This is a genomic window from Flavobacterium sp. (assembly GCF_044361015.1).
Taxonomy (GTDB): Bacteria; Bacteroidota; Bacteroidia; order Flavobacteriales; family Flavobacteriaceae; genus Flavobacterium.
On sequence record NZ_JBIKJL010000011.1, the window covers coordinates 1 to 14,502 of the forward strand.

Below are 14,502 nucleotides of genomic sequence, written 5' to 3' on the forward strand. Positions count from 1 at the left end.
TCTGTTTTTTATTTACATTTCTTTTGTTACGGTCGGACTTTGGTTTGGCGTCTATTTAACGATTGCTTTTTGGCTTCGTTTAAAGGATATGATCTACACCAAACGAAGTTCTGTGTTTGATTTGTAATCGAGTTTTTTTAAAAAATTCCTTATACTTTTTTTTTAAAGCAATTTTTTTTGCATCTTGCTGAACTAAATTAAACTTAAATTAATTTTATGAAGAAGTTATTCTCGCTTTTTGCTCTTTTACTACCTATTTTAACTTTTAGTCAGGAAAAAGGATTAGATGAAAAAATAAATGATGTGATAAAACCGGCTGTAGATGCTATGGCAAGTGTTTTTTTCTATAAACCTTTTGCTTCCTTCGGATTTGATATGCCCTTGGTTGTACTTTGGCTTGTTGTTGGAGCTACTTTTTTTACCATTTACATGGGCTTTATCAATTTAAAAGGAATTAAGCACGCTTATCAGTTAATTCGTGGAGATTATGATAAACCAGGAGATGCAGGAGAAGTTTCCCACTTTCAAGCATTAGTAACTGCTCTTTCAGGAACAGTTGGTTTAGGAAATATTGCGGGTGTGGCAGTAGCCATTTCCATTGGAGGAGCCGGAGCTACTTTTTGGATGATTCTTGCCGGATTTTTAGGCATGTCGTCTAAGTTTGTCGAGTGTACATTAGGTGTAAAATATAGAAGATTAAATGATTTAGGTGAAGTTTCTGGCGGACCCATGTACTATCTTTCTGAAGGTTTAAGCAGAAAAGGATATGCCGGTTTAGGCAAAGTATTAGCGGTTGTATTTGCTGTACTTGCAATCGGAGGCTCTTTTGGAGGGGGAAATATGTTTCAAGCCAACCAATCTTTTGCCCAATTAGCTAATGTGTTTCCGGTTTTTGTAGGAAATGGTTTTTGGTATGGTTTAGTTGTTGCTTTTTTTGTAGGAATTGTAATTATTGGGGGAATTAAGAAAATTGCCAGTGTAACAGATAAAATTGTACCGTTCATGGTGGGATTATATGTGATTACCTCTTTAATAATTATATTTGTTAATTTTGCTCATATCGGAGATGCTTTTTCCGAAATTTATTACGGAGCATTTACAGCTGATGGAATATCGGGAGGTGTAATAGGTGTTTTAGTCGTCGGTTTTCAACGAGCTGCTTTTTCAAATGAAGCAGGTGTTGGTTCCGCCGCAATTGCACATTCCGCGGTAAAAACAGATGAGCCGGTGAGTGAAGGAATCGTTTCTTTATTGGAACCATTTGTGGATACTATTGTAGTTTGTACAATGACCGCTTTGGTACTAATATTTTCAGGATATGCTCAAGATACACAAGGATTAACCGGTTCTGCTTTAACTTCCGCAGCTTTTAGCAGTGTGTTACCTTGGTTTAAATATGTATTGCTCGTAGCTATTATATTATTTGCCTTCTCTACTATGATTTCTTGGTCTTATTATGGAATGAAATCTTGGACTTATCTTTTCGGAAATACTAAAAAAATGGAGAATGTCTATAAAGTTTTGTTTTTAGTATTTGTTGTTGTTGGTTCTTCCGCCAGTTTAGGTGCTGTAATTGATTTTTCTGACATGATGATTTTAGGGATGGCTTTTCCAAATATTCTGGGGTTATATTTTCTCTCCAGTGAGGTAAAAGCTGATTTGAAAGAATATTTTAGAAAGCTTAAATCCGGAGAGATTAAAAAATTCGAATAATTTTTAAACATTTTTTCATGAAGATTAAATCCTACTTCCAGTTTACAAATGAACAACGAAGAGGTGTGCTTTCTTTATTACTTCTTATCGTTATTATTCAATTGAGTTATTTTTATTGGTCTTCAAGCAAATCAACAAGCCCATCAAATTCCAATAAAAGTTGGTTAGCCATGCAATCGGTTATAGATAGTTTAAAGATAAGTCAATCTTCTTCTGAAGGAAAGATATATCCTTTTAATCCAAATTTTATTACTGACTATAAAGGGTATCAGTTAGGGATGTCTTTAACAGAAATAAATAAACTATTTGAATTTAGAAAGCAAAACAAATATGTTAATTCGGCTCTAGAATTTCAACAAGTTACTGGTGTTTCGGATAGTTTGCTACTAGCGATTTCGCCTTATTTTAAATTTCCTGATTGGGTAAATCAACCTAAAAAAGCATTTTCATCTTTCGATAAAAATACGTATGAAAATAAAAAAAGTATTATTCGAAAAGATATCAATGAGGCAACACAAGATGATTTGATCAAGATTTACGGAATCGGACCTGCATTGTCTGAAAGAATTTTAAAACAAAAAGATGTTCTGGGTGGTTTTGTAACAATGGAACAAATGGAATCCATTTGGGGATTAAGTCCGGAAGTAATTGAAAATTTGAATAAATATTTTCAGGTTACGACAATTCCAACAGTAAATAAAATTGATATTAATAATTTGTCTGTAAAAGAATTAGCGAAGTTTCCCTATTTTAACTATACCATAGCTAAAGAAATTGTTACTTACAGAAGCATGAATAATGGCATTCATTCTATTGAGGATTTAACAAAAATTAAGGGAATGCCTAATGAAAAAATCAAAATAATTGCCTTATATTTGGAATTCTAAAAAAATACAGTAAAAAACCATCTTTTATTTATCTATGAATTCTATTTATTTTACCGAAGAGCATCAATTATTTAGGGTAACATTACGCGATTTTTTACACAAAGAAGTTGTGCCTCACATTGAAAAATGGGAAAAAACGGGAACTATAGATCGTTTTATTTGGGAGAAGTTTGGTGAAATGGGTTTTTTTGGGATAGCGTATCCCGAAGCTTATGGCGGAATGGATCTGGATTTGTTTTACACAGTTATCTTTTTGGAAGAATTGCAAAAAATAAAATCCTCAGGTTTTGCTGCAGCCATGTGGGCGCATGCCTATTTAGCCATGACGCATCTCAATGCCGAAGGCGATGAGCGAATCAAACGAGACTATTTAGCACCAAGTATTGCTGGAAAAAAAATTGGAGCATTGTGCATTTCCGAACCCTTTGGAGGAAGTGATGTGGCCGGTATGAAAACTACGGCTATTAAAAATGGGAATAAATACAGTATTAATGGCTCAAAAACATTCATAACCAATGGTGTTTATGCCGATTACTACATTGTAGCCGCAAAAACAAGTCCCGAACTAGGAAATAAAGGAATTAGTATTTTTTTAATGGATACTAATCTAAAAGGTGTTTCTGCAACTAAGTTAGACAAATTAGGATGGAGAGCTTCCGATACTGCTGAGATTGCCTTTGATAATGTTGAAATTCCAGAAGAAAACCTTATGGGTGAAGCTGATAAAGGATTTCCTTACATCATGCAACATTTTGCTTTAGAACGATTAATCATGGCAATTAATGCACATGCAAGAGCCGAATATGCCATCGATTATACAATCGATTATATGTCGCAACGTGAAGCTTTTGGTACCACCATCAACAAGTTTCAAGCATTACGACATACCATGGTTGATCATGCTACCGAAGTAGAGCATTGTAAGATATTTAATTATGCCGCAGTAGCCAGATTAGACAAAGGAGAATATGTGGTAAAAGAAGCCACTATGGCGAAACTAAAATCAACCAAAGTAGCGGATGAAGCCATTTATAGTTGTTTGCAAATGCTTGGAGGTTACGGCTATATGGAAGAATATCCTTTGGCACGTTTGTTACGCGATAGTAGATTGGGACCAATAGGCGGTGGAACTTCAGAAATTCTTAGAGAGATTTTGTCTAAAATGATTATTGATAAGCAGAACTATCAGCCGGCGGTGAAATAGAATTGAGAAAATAGAGAATAGAAAATAGAGCCAAGAAGCAAGATGTTTTTTGGCTCTTTATTGTTAATGTCTTTATTCTTTCCTCTTTTTACTTTGTTCTTTAAAAATTATTATTACTTTTGCGCCACTAAATGAGAGGAGGTGTCTAGATTATGTTAATTATACCCATTAAAGACGGAGAAAATATCGACAGAGCGTTAAAACGCTACAAAAGAAAATTTGATAAAACTGGAACTGTTCGTCAACTTAGAGCACGTCAGGCTTTTATTAAACCATCTGTTGTTAAAAGAGCACAAGTTCAAAAAGCTCAGTACATTCAAACATTGCGAGATAGTGTAGAAATGTAATTGCTTTTTTTATAAAATTAAACTGTTAGTTTGAGAAGTTTTGTAACTTTGAGGCTAACGGTTTTTTTTATGCAATCAAATCAACAAGCTTTTAAGGATTATTTACAAATGCAAAAAAACTATTCCTTGCATACCGTTAAAGCTTATGTAAAAGATATAGAAGAGTTTGATTCTTTTAATAAAATTCATTTTGAACAAGATTCAATTGATATAGTTGGTTATCCTCAAATTCGAAGTTGGATTGTATCATTAGTAGATAGTAATATTTCTGCATCATCAGTAAACCGTAAAATTTCTTCTTTAAAAAGTTATTACAAATTCTTATTAAGAATAAAACAAATTGAGCAAAGTCCTTTGTTGAAGCATAAAGCTCTTAAAACACCCAAGAAAATCCAGATTCCTTTTTCTGAAAAAGAAGTAGACTTAGTGTTGAATCAAATTATTTATCCGGATGGTTTTGAAGGGATTCGAGATAAACTCATTATAGATATGTTCTATACAACGGGTATCAGAAGAGCAGAATTAATTAATTTAAAACTGAGTTCGATTGATCTTAAAAGTAATACACTGAAGGTCATTGGAAAAAGGAATAAAGAACGAATTTTGCCTTTATTACCCATCATAATTAGTCAGATAAAAATGTATATTATACAACGCAATGCTATTCAAGATATTAAAAAAACTGAGCAATTGTTTATGACACAAAAAGGTGTTAAATTAAATGACTCTCTTGTATATCGATTAATAAATACGTACTTTAGTACTATCTCCGAGAAGGTAAAGAAAAGCCCTCACATTTTGCGTCACACGTTTGCTACGCATCTTTTGAATAACGGAGCCGATTTAAATTCAGTGAAAGAATTGTTAGGACATTCTAGTTTGGCTTCAACACAAGTATATACACACAGCAGTTTGTCTGAACTTAAGAAAGTATATTCAGAAGCACATCCCAGAAATCAGAAGTAATTCTTATTGTTAAACTTTAAAAATTTGATTATGAAGGTAAATGTTAACGCAGTTAACTTTAATGTTGACAGAAAGCTAGTAGATTTTGTGACAGAGCGCATGGATAAATTGGAAAAATATTACGACAAAGTTGTTGTGGTAGACGTTTTTCTGAAAGTTGAAGCAACTAGTGAAAAGGAAAATAAAATAGTGGAGATTAAAGTTCATGTACCGGGAGATGATTTAATAGTTAAAAAACAATGTAAAACTTTTGAAGAAGCAGTTGATTCTTCTAGCGAAGCTTTAGAAAGATTGTTGCTAAAAAGAAAAGAAAAAATTAGAACACACATCTAAAAATATTTTTTTAAAAAATGTTTTTGATTGACAAATAAAATCTATACATTTGCAGTCCGTTAGAAATAGCGGACTTTTTTTATTGAGTACTGCCGATGTAGCTCAGCTGGCTAGAGCAGCTGATTTGTAATCAGCAGGTCGTGGGTTCGAGTCCCTCTATCGGCTCAATAAGGAATAAACAATTAAATTATTTCGTAAGAATAAGATTCTGAAATAGTTAAGTTCATTGTTTTTTTTGATGTTATTAGGTCAGGGGAGATACTCAAGCGGCCAACGAGGACGGACTGTAAATCCGTTGGGAAACCTTCGCAGGTTCGAATCCTGCTCTCCCCACCAATCTTTTGAATAAGCATTCACTGAAAGCTTGCTTTCGAGTGAATGCGTTTCAAAAGATTAAGTAAGGGTTCACCTCTTACGGATCATCGAAGAATGAGATAATCCTGAAAAGCTTGCTTTCGAGCGAATGTATATCAATATATGCTAAAGGATTTTTCAAAAATTTGATTGTCAAAAATGGTTAATAGCCAAGGAAACCGCCGGTGTAGCTCAGGGGTAGAGTGCTTCCTTGGTAAGGAAGAGGTCACGGGTTCAATTCCCGTCATTGGCTCTAAATTGTAAGATTTAACACTATTATATAACTAAGATTTAAATTAATTAAAATGGCAAAAGAAAATTTTAATCGTAACAAGCCACACCTTAATATTGGAACTATTGGGCATGTGGATCATGGAAAAACTACATTAACTGCAGCTATTACTAAAGTATTATCTGATGCAGGTTACTGTCAGGCAAAATCATTTGATCAAATTGATAATGCTCCTGAAGAAAAAGAAAGAGGTATTACTATCAATACATCTCACGTTGAGTATGAAACTGCTAATCGTCATTACGCACACGTTGACTGTCCAGGTCACGCGGATTACGTAAAAAACATGGTTACAGGTGCTGCCCAAATGGACGGTGCTATCTTAGTAGTTGCTGCTACAGATGGTCCTATGCCACAAACACGTGAGCACATCCTTTTAGGACGTCAAGTAGGTATTCCAAGAATCGTTGTGTTCATGAATAAAGTGGATATGGTTGATGATGCGGAATTATTAGAATTAGTTGAAATGGAAATCAGAGATTTATTATCATTCTATGATTATGATGGAGATAATAGTCCTGTTATACAAGGTTCAGCTTTGGGTGGATTAAATAATGACCCAGTTTGGACTCCAAAAATTATTGAATTGATGGAAGCTGTTGATAGTTGGATTCAAGAGCCGGAAAGAGATATTGCAAAACCTTTCTTAATGCCTGTTGAAGATGTATTTACAATTACTGGTCGTGGAACTGTAGCTACAGGTCGTATCGAAACTGGAATTTGTAATACTGGAGATCCAGTTGAAATCATTGGAATGGGTGCTGAGAAATTAACTTCTACAGTTACTGGTATCGAAATGTTCCGTCAAATCCTTGATAGAGGTGAGGCTGGAGATAATGCAGGTATCTTGTTAAGAGGTGTTGCTAAAGAAGATATCAAAAGAGGAATGGTTATTTGTAAACCAGGTTCTGTTAAACCACATGCTAAATTTAAAGCAGAGGTTTACATCTTGAAAAAAGAAGAAGGTGGTCGTCACACACCATTTCATAACAACTATCGTCCACAGTTCTATGTTAGAACAACTGACGTAACTGGTACTATTTCTTTACCAGCAGGAGTTGAAATGGTAATGCCAGGTGATAACTTAACTATTGAAGTAACATTATTAAGTGCAATTGCTTTGAACGTAGGTTTACGTTTCGCTATCCGTGAAGGTGGTAGAACAGTAGGTGCTGGTCAGGTTACTGAGATTCTTGATTAATTCAATAAATATATAAAGCCAGTTACTATTCTTATGAATATTACTGGCTTTTAACAAACGGGTGTAGTTCAAGGGTAGAATAGCGGTCTCCAAAACCGTTGATGGGAGTTCGAATCTCTCCACCCGTGCAAAAACAAATAAGAATGACAAAAGTTGTTAATTACATAACAGATGCTTTCGAAGAATTGAAGTCTAATGTAACTTGGTTGCCTTGGTCCGAAGTACAACGTCTAACAATCATAGTGGCTATTTTTACTATTGTATTTTCTCTAGCTACTTGGGGTGTTGACGAAGTTTTTAGAAAAGCAATATCAGGATTTTTTAATTTGATAAAAGGATAATTTCTGTTATGGCTGATAGTAGTTTAAAAAAATGGTATGTCGTTAGAGCTGTAAGTGGCCAAGAAAATAAGGTTAAAACTTATATCGATAACGAAATTAATCGACTTCATTTAAGCGATTTTATTTCCCAGGTATTGGTGCCAACTGAAAAAGTAGTGCAAGTACGCGATGGTAAAAAAATAGCAAAGGATAAAGTTTATTTTCCGGGTTATGTCATGATTGAAGCAAATTTGACCGGAGAAATACCACATATCATTAAATCTATTACAGGTGTTATTGGTTTCTTAGGAGAAGTAAAAGGCGGAGATCCTGTTCCTTTACGTTTATCCGAAGTAAACAGAATGTTAGGCAAAGTAGATGAGTTGGCAATTAATATCGATTCTCAAAATATTCCGTTCAACATTGGTGAAACCATAAAAGTTATTGATGGACCTTTCAACGGTTTCAATGGAACTGTTGAGAAAATTAATGAAGATAAGCGTAAACTTGAAGTGATGGTGAAAATTTTCGGAAGAAAAACACCTTTAGAACTAGGGTTTATGCAAGTTGAAAAAGTATAATTTGTTACATTATTATAAACCGCATCTTGCTTCCAATTGGGATGTGCTAAATTTTTTTTTAAACAATGGCTAAAGAAATTAGTAAAGTAGTTAAACTACAAGTTAAGGGAGGTGCCGCGAATCCTTCGCCACCGGTTGGACCTGCTTTGGGAGCTGCTGGAGTTAATATCATGGAATTCTGTAAGCAATTCAATGCGAGAACTCAAGATAAACCCGGTAAAGTTTTACCAGTACAGATTACTGTATACAAAGACAAATCATTTGATTTTGTTGTAAAAACTCCACCTGCTGCTATTCAGTTAATGGATGCAACAAAGCTAAAGTCAGGTTCAGGTCAACCAAATCGTAAAAAAGTAGCTAGCGTTACTTGGGATCAAATTAGAACAATCGCTGAAGACAAAATGGTAGATTTAAATGCATTTACTATCGAGGCTGCTATGAGTATGATAGCTGGAACAGCACGTTCTATGGGTATAACAGTTTCAGGAGTTGCTCCTTTTTAATTAAAAGAAAGACATGGCAAAATTGACAAAAAAGCAAAAAGAGGCTGCATCAAAAATTGAAAAAAGCAAATTATATTCTTTAAAAGATGCTTCTGCATTATTAAAAGATGTTGCTTCTGCAAAATTTGATGAGTCTGTAGACATTGCAGTTCGTTTAGGAGTTGATCCTCGAAAAGCAAATCAAATGGTAAGAGGTGTGGTAGCATTGCCTCATGGAACTGGTAAAGATGTTAGAGTTTTAGCATTAGTTACTCCAGATAAAGAAGCGGAAGCTAAAGCTGCTGGTGCAGATTACGTAGGTTTAGATGATTATCTACAAAAAATTAAAGACGGTTGGACAGATGTTGATGTAATTATCACGATGCCTGCTGTAATGGGTAAATTAGGTCCATTAGGTCGTATTTTAGGACCTAGAGGTTTGATGCCTAATCCTAAAACAGGTACGGTTACGATGGATGTTGCAAAAGCAGTTCAAGAAGTGAAAGCCGGTAAAATCGACTTTAAAGTTGATAAAACGGGTATTGTTCATGCCGGAATTGGAAGAATTTCTTTCAATGCAGACATGATTGTAGATAATGCTCACGAAATTATTCAAACATTAATCAAAATGAAACCAACAGCAGCCAAAGGTACTTATATCAAGTCTATTCACTTGTCTAGTACAATGAGCCCAGCTATTGCTTTAGATCCTAAAGCAGTTTAATTGGTAGTTAAATAATAATAGTATGACTAGAGAAGAAAAATCAAGAGTTATTGAAGATTTAACTGCACAGTTGGCTGATAGTAATGTTGTCTACATTGCAGATATTTCAAATCTTAATGCTGAAACAACTTCAAATCTTAGAAGAGCCTGTTTCAAAGCCGGTATCCAATTAAATGTTGTGAAAAACACTTTGTTGGAAAAAGCGATGGAAGCTTCTGCTAACGATTATGGAGATTTACCTTCAGTATTAAAAGGAAATACTTCAATAATGATTGCGGAGAACGGAAACGCTCCCGCAAAAATCATTAAAGAATTCCGTAAAAAATCGGATAGACCTCTTTTAAAAGGAGCTTACATTCATCAGGCTATCTTTATTGGTGACAACCAATTAGACGCCTTAGTATCTCTTAAATCAAAAGAAGAAGTTGTCGGAGAAATCATCGGACTTCTACAATCTCCTGCTAAAAATGTTATATCCGCTCTTAAATCAGGTGGTGGAAAAATTGCAGGAATTGTTAAAACCTTATCCGAAAGATAAGAAACCCGCGAGAACGCACTTAATAAATTATATTTTACAAACTATTTAAATCGATAGAAAAAATGGCAGATTTGAAACAATTCGCAGAACAATTGGTTAACTTAACCGTTAAAGAAGTTAATGAATTAGCAACAATTTTAAAAGATGAATATGGTATCGAGCCTGCAGCAGCTGCTGTGGTTGCCGGACCAGCTGTTGGTGGCGGAGACGCTGCTGTAGTAGAAGAGCAAACAGAATTCACTGTAGTATTGAAAGAAGCTGGTGCATCTAAATTGGCTGTAGTTAAAGCGGTTAAAGAATTAACCGGTTTAGGTCTTAAAGAAGCAAAAGATTTAGTAGATGCTGCTCCTTCTAATGTTAAAGAAGGTGTGACTAAAGATGAGGCTGAAGGTCTTAAAAAATCTTTAGAAGAAGCTGGAGCTGTAGTAGAGCTTAAATAAGCTAACTTAGGTTTAAGAACTAGGTTTAGGTCATGGAATAACCTCCAACGACCTAAACCATTTTTCGTATAATAAAATTATTCATTATTTTATTATCAATTAGTTTAAAATACCCTATTATTTTTGATCACTACGAAGAAAGAAAATTAAGACAGAGCAATCTGAAAAATTTTTAAAGATGTATTGATTGCAAAAAGAAAGTATTAGTTAAACAGTGTTTTACACAAAAATAATTACTTTTTTTAATCAAAATTTTGTCCATAGATGATAACTAATCAGACTGAAAGATTGAATTTTGCCTCAACTAAAAATATACCACAATATCCCGATTTTCTGGATATTCAGGTAAAATCTTTTAAGGATTTCTTCCAATTGGAAACTAAATCTGACGAAAGAGGCAACGAAGGTCTATACAACACCTTCATGGAAAATTTTCCAATCACCGATACAAGAAACAATTTTGTACTTGAATTTTTAGACTATTTTGTCGATCCTCCTCGTTATTCTATTTCAGAATGTATTGAAAGAGGTTTAACCTATAGTGTGCCATTAAAAGCAAGACTAAAACTTTATTGTACAGATCCTGAACACGAAGATTTTGAAACAATAGTACAAGATGTCTATTTAGGTACTATTCCTTATATGACCCCTAGCGGTACTTTTGTAATCAATGGTGCTGAAAGAGTAGTTGTGTCTCAGTTACACCGTTCACCCGGTGTTTTCTTTGGACAATCCTTCCATGCTAATGGAACCAAATTATATTCTGCTCGTGTAATTCCTTTCAAAGGTTCATGGATAGAATTTGCTACCGATATCAATAATGTGATGTATGCGTATATCGATAGAAAGAAAAAATTACCTGTAACTACTTTATTCAGAGCCATCGGTTTTGAAAGAGATAAAGATATTCTTGAAATATTCGACCTAGCGGAAGAAATTAAAGTATCTAAAACAGGACTTAAAAAATACATCGGACGTAAATTAGCAGCTCGTGTTTTAAACACTTGGCATGAAGATTTCGTTGATGAAGATACCGGTGAAGTAGTTTCTATCGAAAGAAACGAAATCATATTAGATCGTGATACTATAATTGATAAAGACAATGTAGAAGAAATTATCGATTCTAATGTGAAATCTATTTTATTACATAAAGAAGATAATAATCAAGCAGATTATACAATCATTCATAATACGTTACAAAAAGACCCAACTAACTCTGAAAAAGAAGCCGTAGAACACATCTATCGTCAATTGCGTAATGCAGAACCGCCTGATGAAGATACTGCTCGTGGTATTATTGATAAATTGTTTTTCTCTGACCAACGTTACAACTTAGGTGAAGTAGGTCGTTACAGAATGAACAAAAAATTAGGTTTGGATATCCCAATGGAAAAACAAGTGTTGACCAAAGAGGATATTATCACTATTGTGAAATATTTGATTGAATTAATCAACTCAAAAGCTGAGATTGATGATATTGATCACTTATCAAACCGTCGTGTTAGAACAGTTGGAGAACAACTTTCTGCACAATTTGGTGTTGGTTTGGCTCGTATGGCCAGAACAATCCGCGAAAGAATGAATGTAAGAGATAATGAGGTGTTTACACCAATTGATTTGATTAATGCGAAAACATTGTCTTCGGTTATTAATTCTTTCTTTGGAACAAACCAACTTTCTCAATTCATGGATCAAACAAATCCATTAGGTGAGATTACACACAAAAGAAGACTATCTGCCCTTGGACCTGGTGGACTTTCGAGAGAAAGAGCCGGATTTGAGGTACGTGACGTTCACTATACACACTATGGTCGTCTTTGCCCAATTGAAACGCCTGAGGGACCAAACATTGGTTTGATTTCTTCCCTAGGTGTTTATGCTAAAGTAAATGGTATGGGATTCATTGAAACGCCTTATCGTAAAGTTACGAATGGGGTGGTAGATTTGATTTCTGAACCTGTTTATTTAAGTGCGGAAGAAGAAGAAGGTAAAATGATTGCTCAGGCAAACATTGAAATGGATGGAAAAGGAAAAATATTAGCGGATAAAGTTATTGCCCGTGAGGAAGGTGACTTCCCAGTTGTAGATCCTTCAGCCGTTCATTATACAGACGTTGCTCCAAATCAAATTGCTTCGATTTCAGCTTCTTTAATTCCTTTCTTAGAGCATGATGATGCGAACCGTGCCTTGATGGGATCTAACATGATGCGTCAAGCCGTACCATTATTACGTCCTGAAGCTCCAATTGTAGGAACTGGTTTGGAAAGACAAGTTGCTTCTGATTCCAGAGTATTAATTAATGCGGAAGGAAATGGTGTGGTTGAATATGTCGATGCTGAAAAAATCACCATCAAATACGACAGAACAGAGCAAGAAAGAATGGTAAGTTTTGAAGAAGATGAAAAAACATACCAATTAATTAAATTCCAAAAAACAAACCAAAGTACTTGTATCAACTTGAAACCTATCGTTAGAAAAGGAGACAGAGTTGTTAAGGGACAGGTTCTTTGTGAAGGTTATGCCACTCAAAAAGGAGAATTAGCTCTTGGAAGAAACTTGAAAGTGGCCTTTATGCCATGGAAAGGGTACAATTTCGAGGATGCAATTGTAATTTCTGAAAAAGTGGTTCGTGATGATATTTTTACCTCTATTCATATCGATGATTATTCATTGGAAGTTCGTGATACTAAATTGGGTAACGAAGAATTAACCAATGATATTCCTAATGTTTCTGAAGAAGCTACTAAAGATTTGGATGAAAATGGAATGATTAGAATTGGGGCTGAAGTAAAACCAGGTGATATTCTTATCGGGAAAATTACACCTAAAGGGGAATCAGATCCAACACCGGAAGAAAAATTATTGCGGGCAATCTTTGGTGACAAAGCAGGTGATGTAAAAGACGCTTCTTTAAAAGCTTCTCCGTCATTACACGGTGTCGTTCTTGATAAAAAATTATTTGCAAGATCCGTTAAAGACAAACGCAAACGTACAAAAGATAAAGATGATTTGGCTTCATTAGAAATGGAGTTTGAAGTAAAATTCAACGAATTAAAAGAAAAATTAGTTGATAAATTATTCTACATCGTAAACGGAAAAACTTCGCAAGGAGTAATGAATGACTTAGGCGAAGAAGTTTTACCAAAAGGAAAAAAATATACGCAAAAAATGTTAAATGCTGTGGAAGATTTCGCTCACTTAACAAAAGGTCAGTGGGTTTCTGATGATGAAACTAATTTCATGGTAAATGATTTGATTCACAATTATAAAATCAAATTAAATGACCTTCAAGGAGCTTTACGAAGAGAGAAGTTTACCATTACTGTTGGAGATGAATTACCAGCCGGAATTTTAAAATTAGCTAAAGTTTATATCGCAAAGAAACGTAAACTTAAAGTGGGTGATAAAATGGCGGGTCGTCACGGAAATAAAGGTATTGTAGCTCGTATCGTAAGAGACGAAGATATGCCTTTCCTTGAAGATGGAACTCCTGTTGATATCGTATTGAATCCACTTGGTGTACCTTCTCGTATGAACATTGGTCAGATTTATGAAACCGTTTTAGGATGGGCTGGAAAGAATTTAGGAAGAAAGTATGCTACACCAATTTTTGACGGAGCTACAATTGACCAAATAAATGAATTGACAGACGAAGCAGGAATTCCAAGATTTGGTCATACCTATTTATATGATGGAGGAACCGGAGAACGTTTCCACCAAGCAGCAACCGTTGGAGTAATCTATATGTTGAAATTAGGACACATGATTGACGATAAAATGCACGCACGTTCTATCGGACCATACTCATTAATCACGCAGCAACCATTAGGAGGTAAAGCTCAATTTGGAGGTCAGCGTTTTGGAGAGATGGAGGTTTGGGCTCTTGAGGCTTATGGGGCTTCAAGTACTTTAAGAGAAATCTTGACTGTAAAATCAGATGACGTTATCGGTAGAGCTAAAACTTACGAAGCAATCGTTAAGGGTGAACCAATGCCAGAACCGGGATTACCAGAATCATTCAATGTATTAATGCATGAATTGAAAGGTCTTGGTTTAGATATCCGATTAGAAGAATAATATTGTTGTTTCAAGTTTCAGGTTACATGTTTAGTGACCTGAA

The 14,502-nt window shown here is 34.7% G+C and carries 14 protein-coding genes, 4 tRNA genes and 1 pseudogene; all 19 read left to right on the top strand.

Features of this window, described 5'->3' with window-relative positions; translation table 11 throughout:
• A pseudogene (locus ACIQ2Z_RS04795) lies at window positions 1-127 on the top strand (PspC domain-containing protein); the annotation flags it as partial.
• Between the two features lie 89 nt (window positions 128-216).
• Entirely contained in the window at window positions 217-1,713 is a 1,497-nt protein-coding gene (locus ACIQ2Z_RS04800; protein WP_396183023.1) for an alanine/glycine:cation symporter family protein, read from the top strand.
• Window positions 1,714-1,730: 17 nt separating this feature from the next.
• Window positions 1,731-2,600, top strand: a complete 870-nt coding sequence (locus ACIQ2Z_RS04805) for a ComEA family DNA-binding protein (protein ID WP_396183024.1) — start codon at window positions 1,731-1,733, stop codon at window positions 2,598-2,600.
• A 34-nt stretch (window positions 2,601-2,634) separates the two neighbouring features.
• The gene (locus ACIQ2Z_RS04810) at window positions 2,635-3,804 is read left to right on the top strand and encodes an acyl-CoA dehydrogenase family protein (RefSeq protein WP_396183025.1); all 1,170 of its coding nucleotides are present in this window, start codon (window positions 2,635-2,637) and stop codon (window positions 3,802-3,804) included.
• A 152-nt stretch (window positions 3,805-3,956) separates the two neighbouring features.
• Complete coding sequence (gene rpsU / locus ACIQ2Z_RS04815; RefSeq protein WP_290859494.1) at window positions 3,957-4,151, top strand: 30S ribosomal protein S21; 195 nt, start codon at window positions 3,957-3,959, stop codon at window positions 4,149-4,151.
• Between the two features lie 69 nt (window positions 4,152-4,220).
• On the top strand, window positions 4,221-5,117 hold the full coding sequence (locus tag ACIQ2Z_RS04820) for a tyrosine-type recombinase/integrase (protein WP_396183026.1): 897 nt from the start codon (window positions 4,221-4,223) through the stop codon (window positions 5,115-5,117).
• A 30-nt stretch (window positions 5,118-5,147) separates the two neighbouring features.
• Entirely contained in the window at window positions 5,148-5,450 is a 303-nt protein-coding gene (hpf, locus tag ACIQ2Z_RS04825; RefSeq protein ID WP_290859490.1) for a ribosome hibernation-promoting factor, HPF/YfiA family, read from the top strand.
• 91 nt (window positions 5,451-5,541) lie between these two features.
• Window positions 5,542-5,615: transfer RNA gene (locus ACIQ2Z_RS04830), tRNA-Thr, on the top strand.
• 87 nt (window positions 5,616-5,702) lie between these two features.
• A tRNA-Tyr gene (locus ACIQ2Z_RS04835) sits at window positions 5,703-5,786 on the top strand.
• A gap of 199 nt (window positions 5,787-5,985) precedes the next feature.
• Window positions 5,986-6,057 (top strand) — tRNA-Thr (locus ACIQ2Z_RS04840).
• Between the two features lie 52 nt (window positions 6,058-6,109).
• Window positions 6,110-7,297 (top strand): elongation factor Tu, encoded by a 1,188-nt coding sequence (gene tuf / locus ACIQ2Z_RS04845; RefSeq protein WP_396183027.1) that lies wholly within the window; start codon window positions 6,110-6,112, stop codon window positions 7,295-7,297.
• A gap of 57 nt (window positions 7,298-7,354) precedes the next feature.
• Window positions 7,355-7,425 (top strand) — tRNA-Trp (locus ACIQ2Z_RS04850).
• 15 nt (window positions 7,426-7,440) lie between these two features.
• Window positions 7,441-7,638 (top strand): preprotein translocase subunit SecE, encoded by a 198-nt coding sequence (gene secE, locus ACIQ2Z_RS04855; RefSeq protein WP_396183028.1) that lies wholly within the window; start codon window positions 7,441-7,443, stop codon window positions 7,636-7,638.
• An 8-nt stretch (window positions 7,639-7,646) separates the two neighbouring features.
• Window positions 7,647-8,198 (top strand): transcription termination/antitermination protein NusG, encoded by a 552-nt coding sequence (nusG, locus tag ACIQ2Z_RS04860; protein WP_396183029.1) that lies wholly within the window; start codon window positions 7,647-7,649, stop codon window positions 8,196-8,198.
• 65 nt (window positions 8,199-8,263) lie between these two features.
• A complete protein-coding gene (gene rplK, locus ACIQ2Z_RS04865; protein ID WP_290859485.1) occupies window positions 8,264-8,701 on the top strand; it encodes a 50S ribosomal protein L11 in 438 nt (145 codons plus the stop codon).
• A 13-nt stretch (window positions 8,702-8,714) separates the two neighbouring features.
• Complete coding sequence (gene rplA / locus ACIQ2Z_RS04870; RefSeq protein WP_396183030.1) at window positions 8,715-9,404, top strand: 50S ribosomal protein L1; 690 nt, start codon at window positions 8,715-8,717, stop codon at window positions 9,402-9,404.
• Between the two features lie 22 nt (window positions 9,405-9,426).
• Window positions 9,427-9,942 (top strand): 50S ribosomal protein L10, encoded by a 516-nt coding sequence (gene rplJ, locus ACIQ2Z_RS04875; protein ID WP_396183031.1) that lies wholly within the window; start codon window positions 9,427-9,429, stop codon window positions 9,940-9,942.
• A gap of 62 nt (window positions 9,943-10,004) precedes the next feature.
• On the top strand, window positions 10,005-10,382 hold the full coding sequence (rplL, locus tag ACIQ2Z_RS04880; protein WP_396183032.1) for a 50S ribosomal protein L7/L12: 378 nt from the start codon (window positions 10,005-10,007) through the stop codon (window positions 10,380-10,382).
• 264 nt (window positions 10,383-10,646) lie between these two features.
• Complete coding sequence (gene rpoB, locus ACIQ2Z_RS04885) at window positions 10,647-14,459, top strand: DNA-directed RNA polymerase subunit beta (protein ID WP_396183033.1); 3,813 nt, start codon at window positions 10,647-10,649, stop codon at window positions 14,457-14,459.
• Window positions 14,460-14,502: the final 43 nt, after the last annotated feature.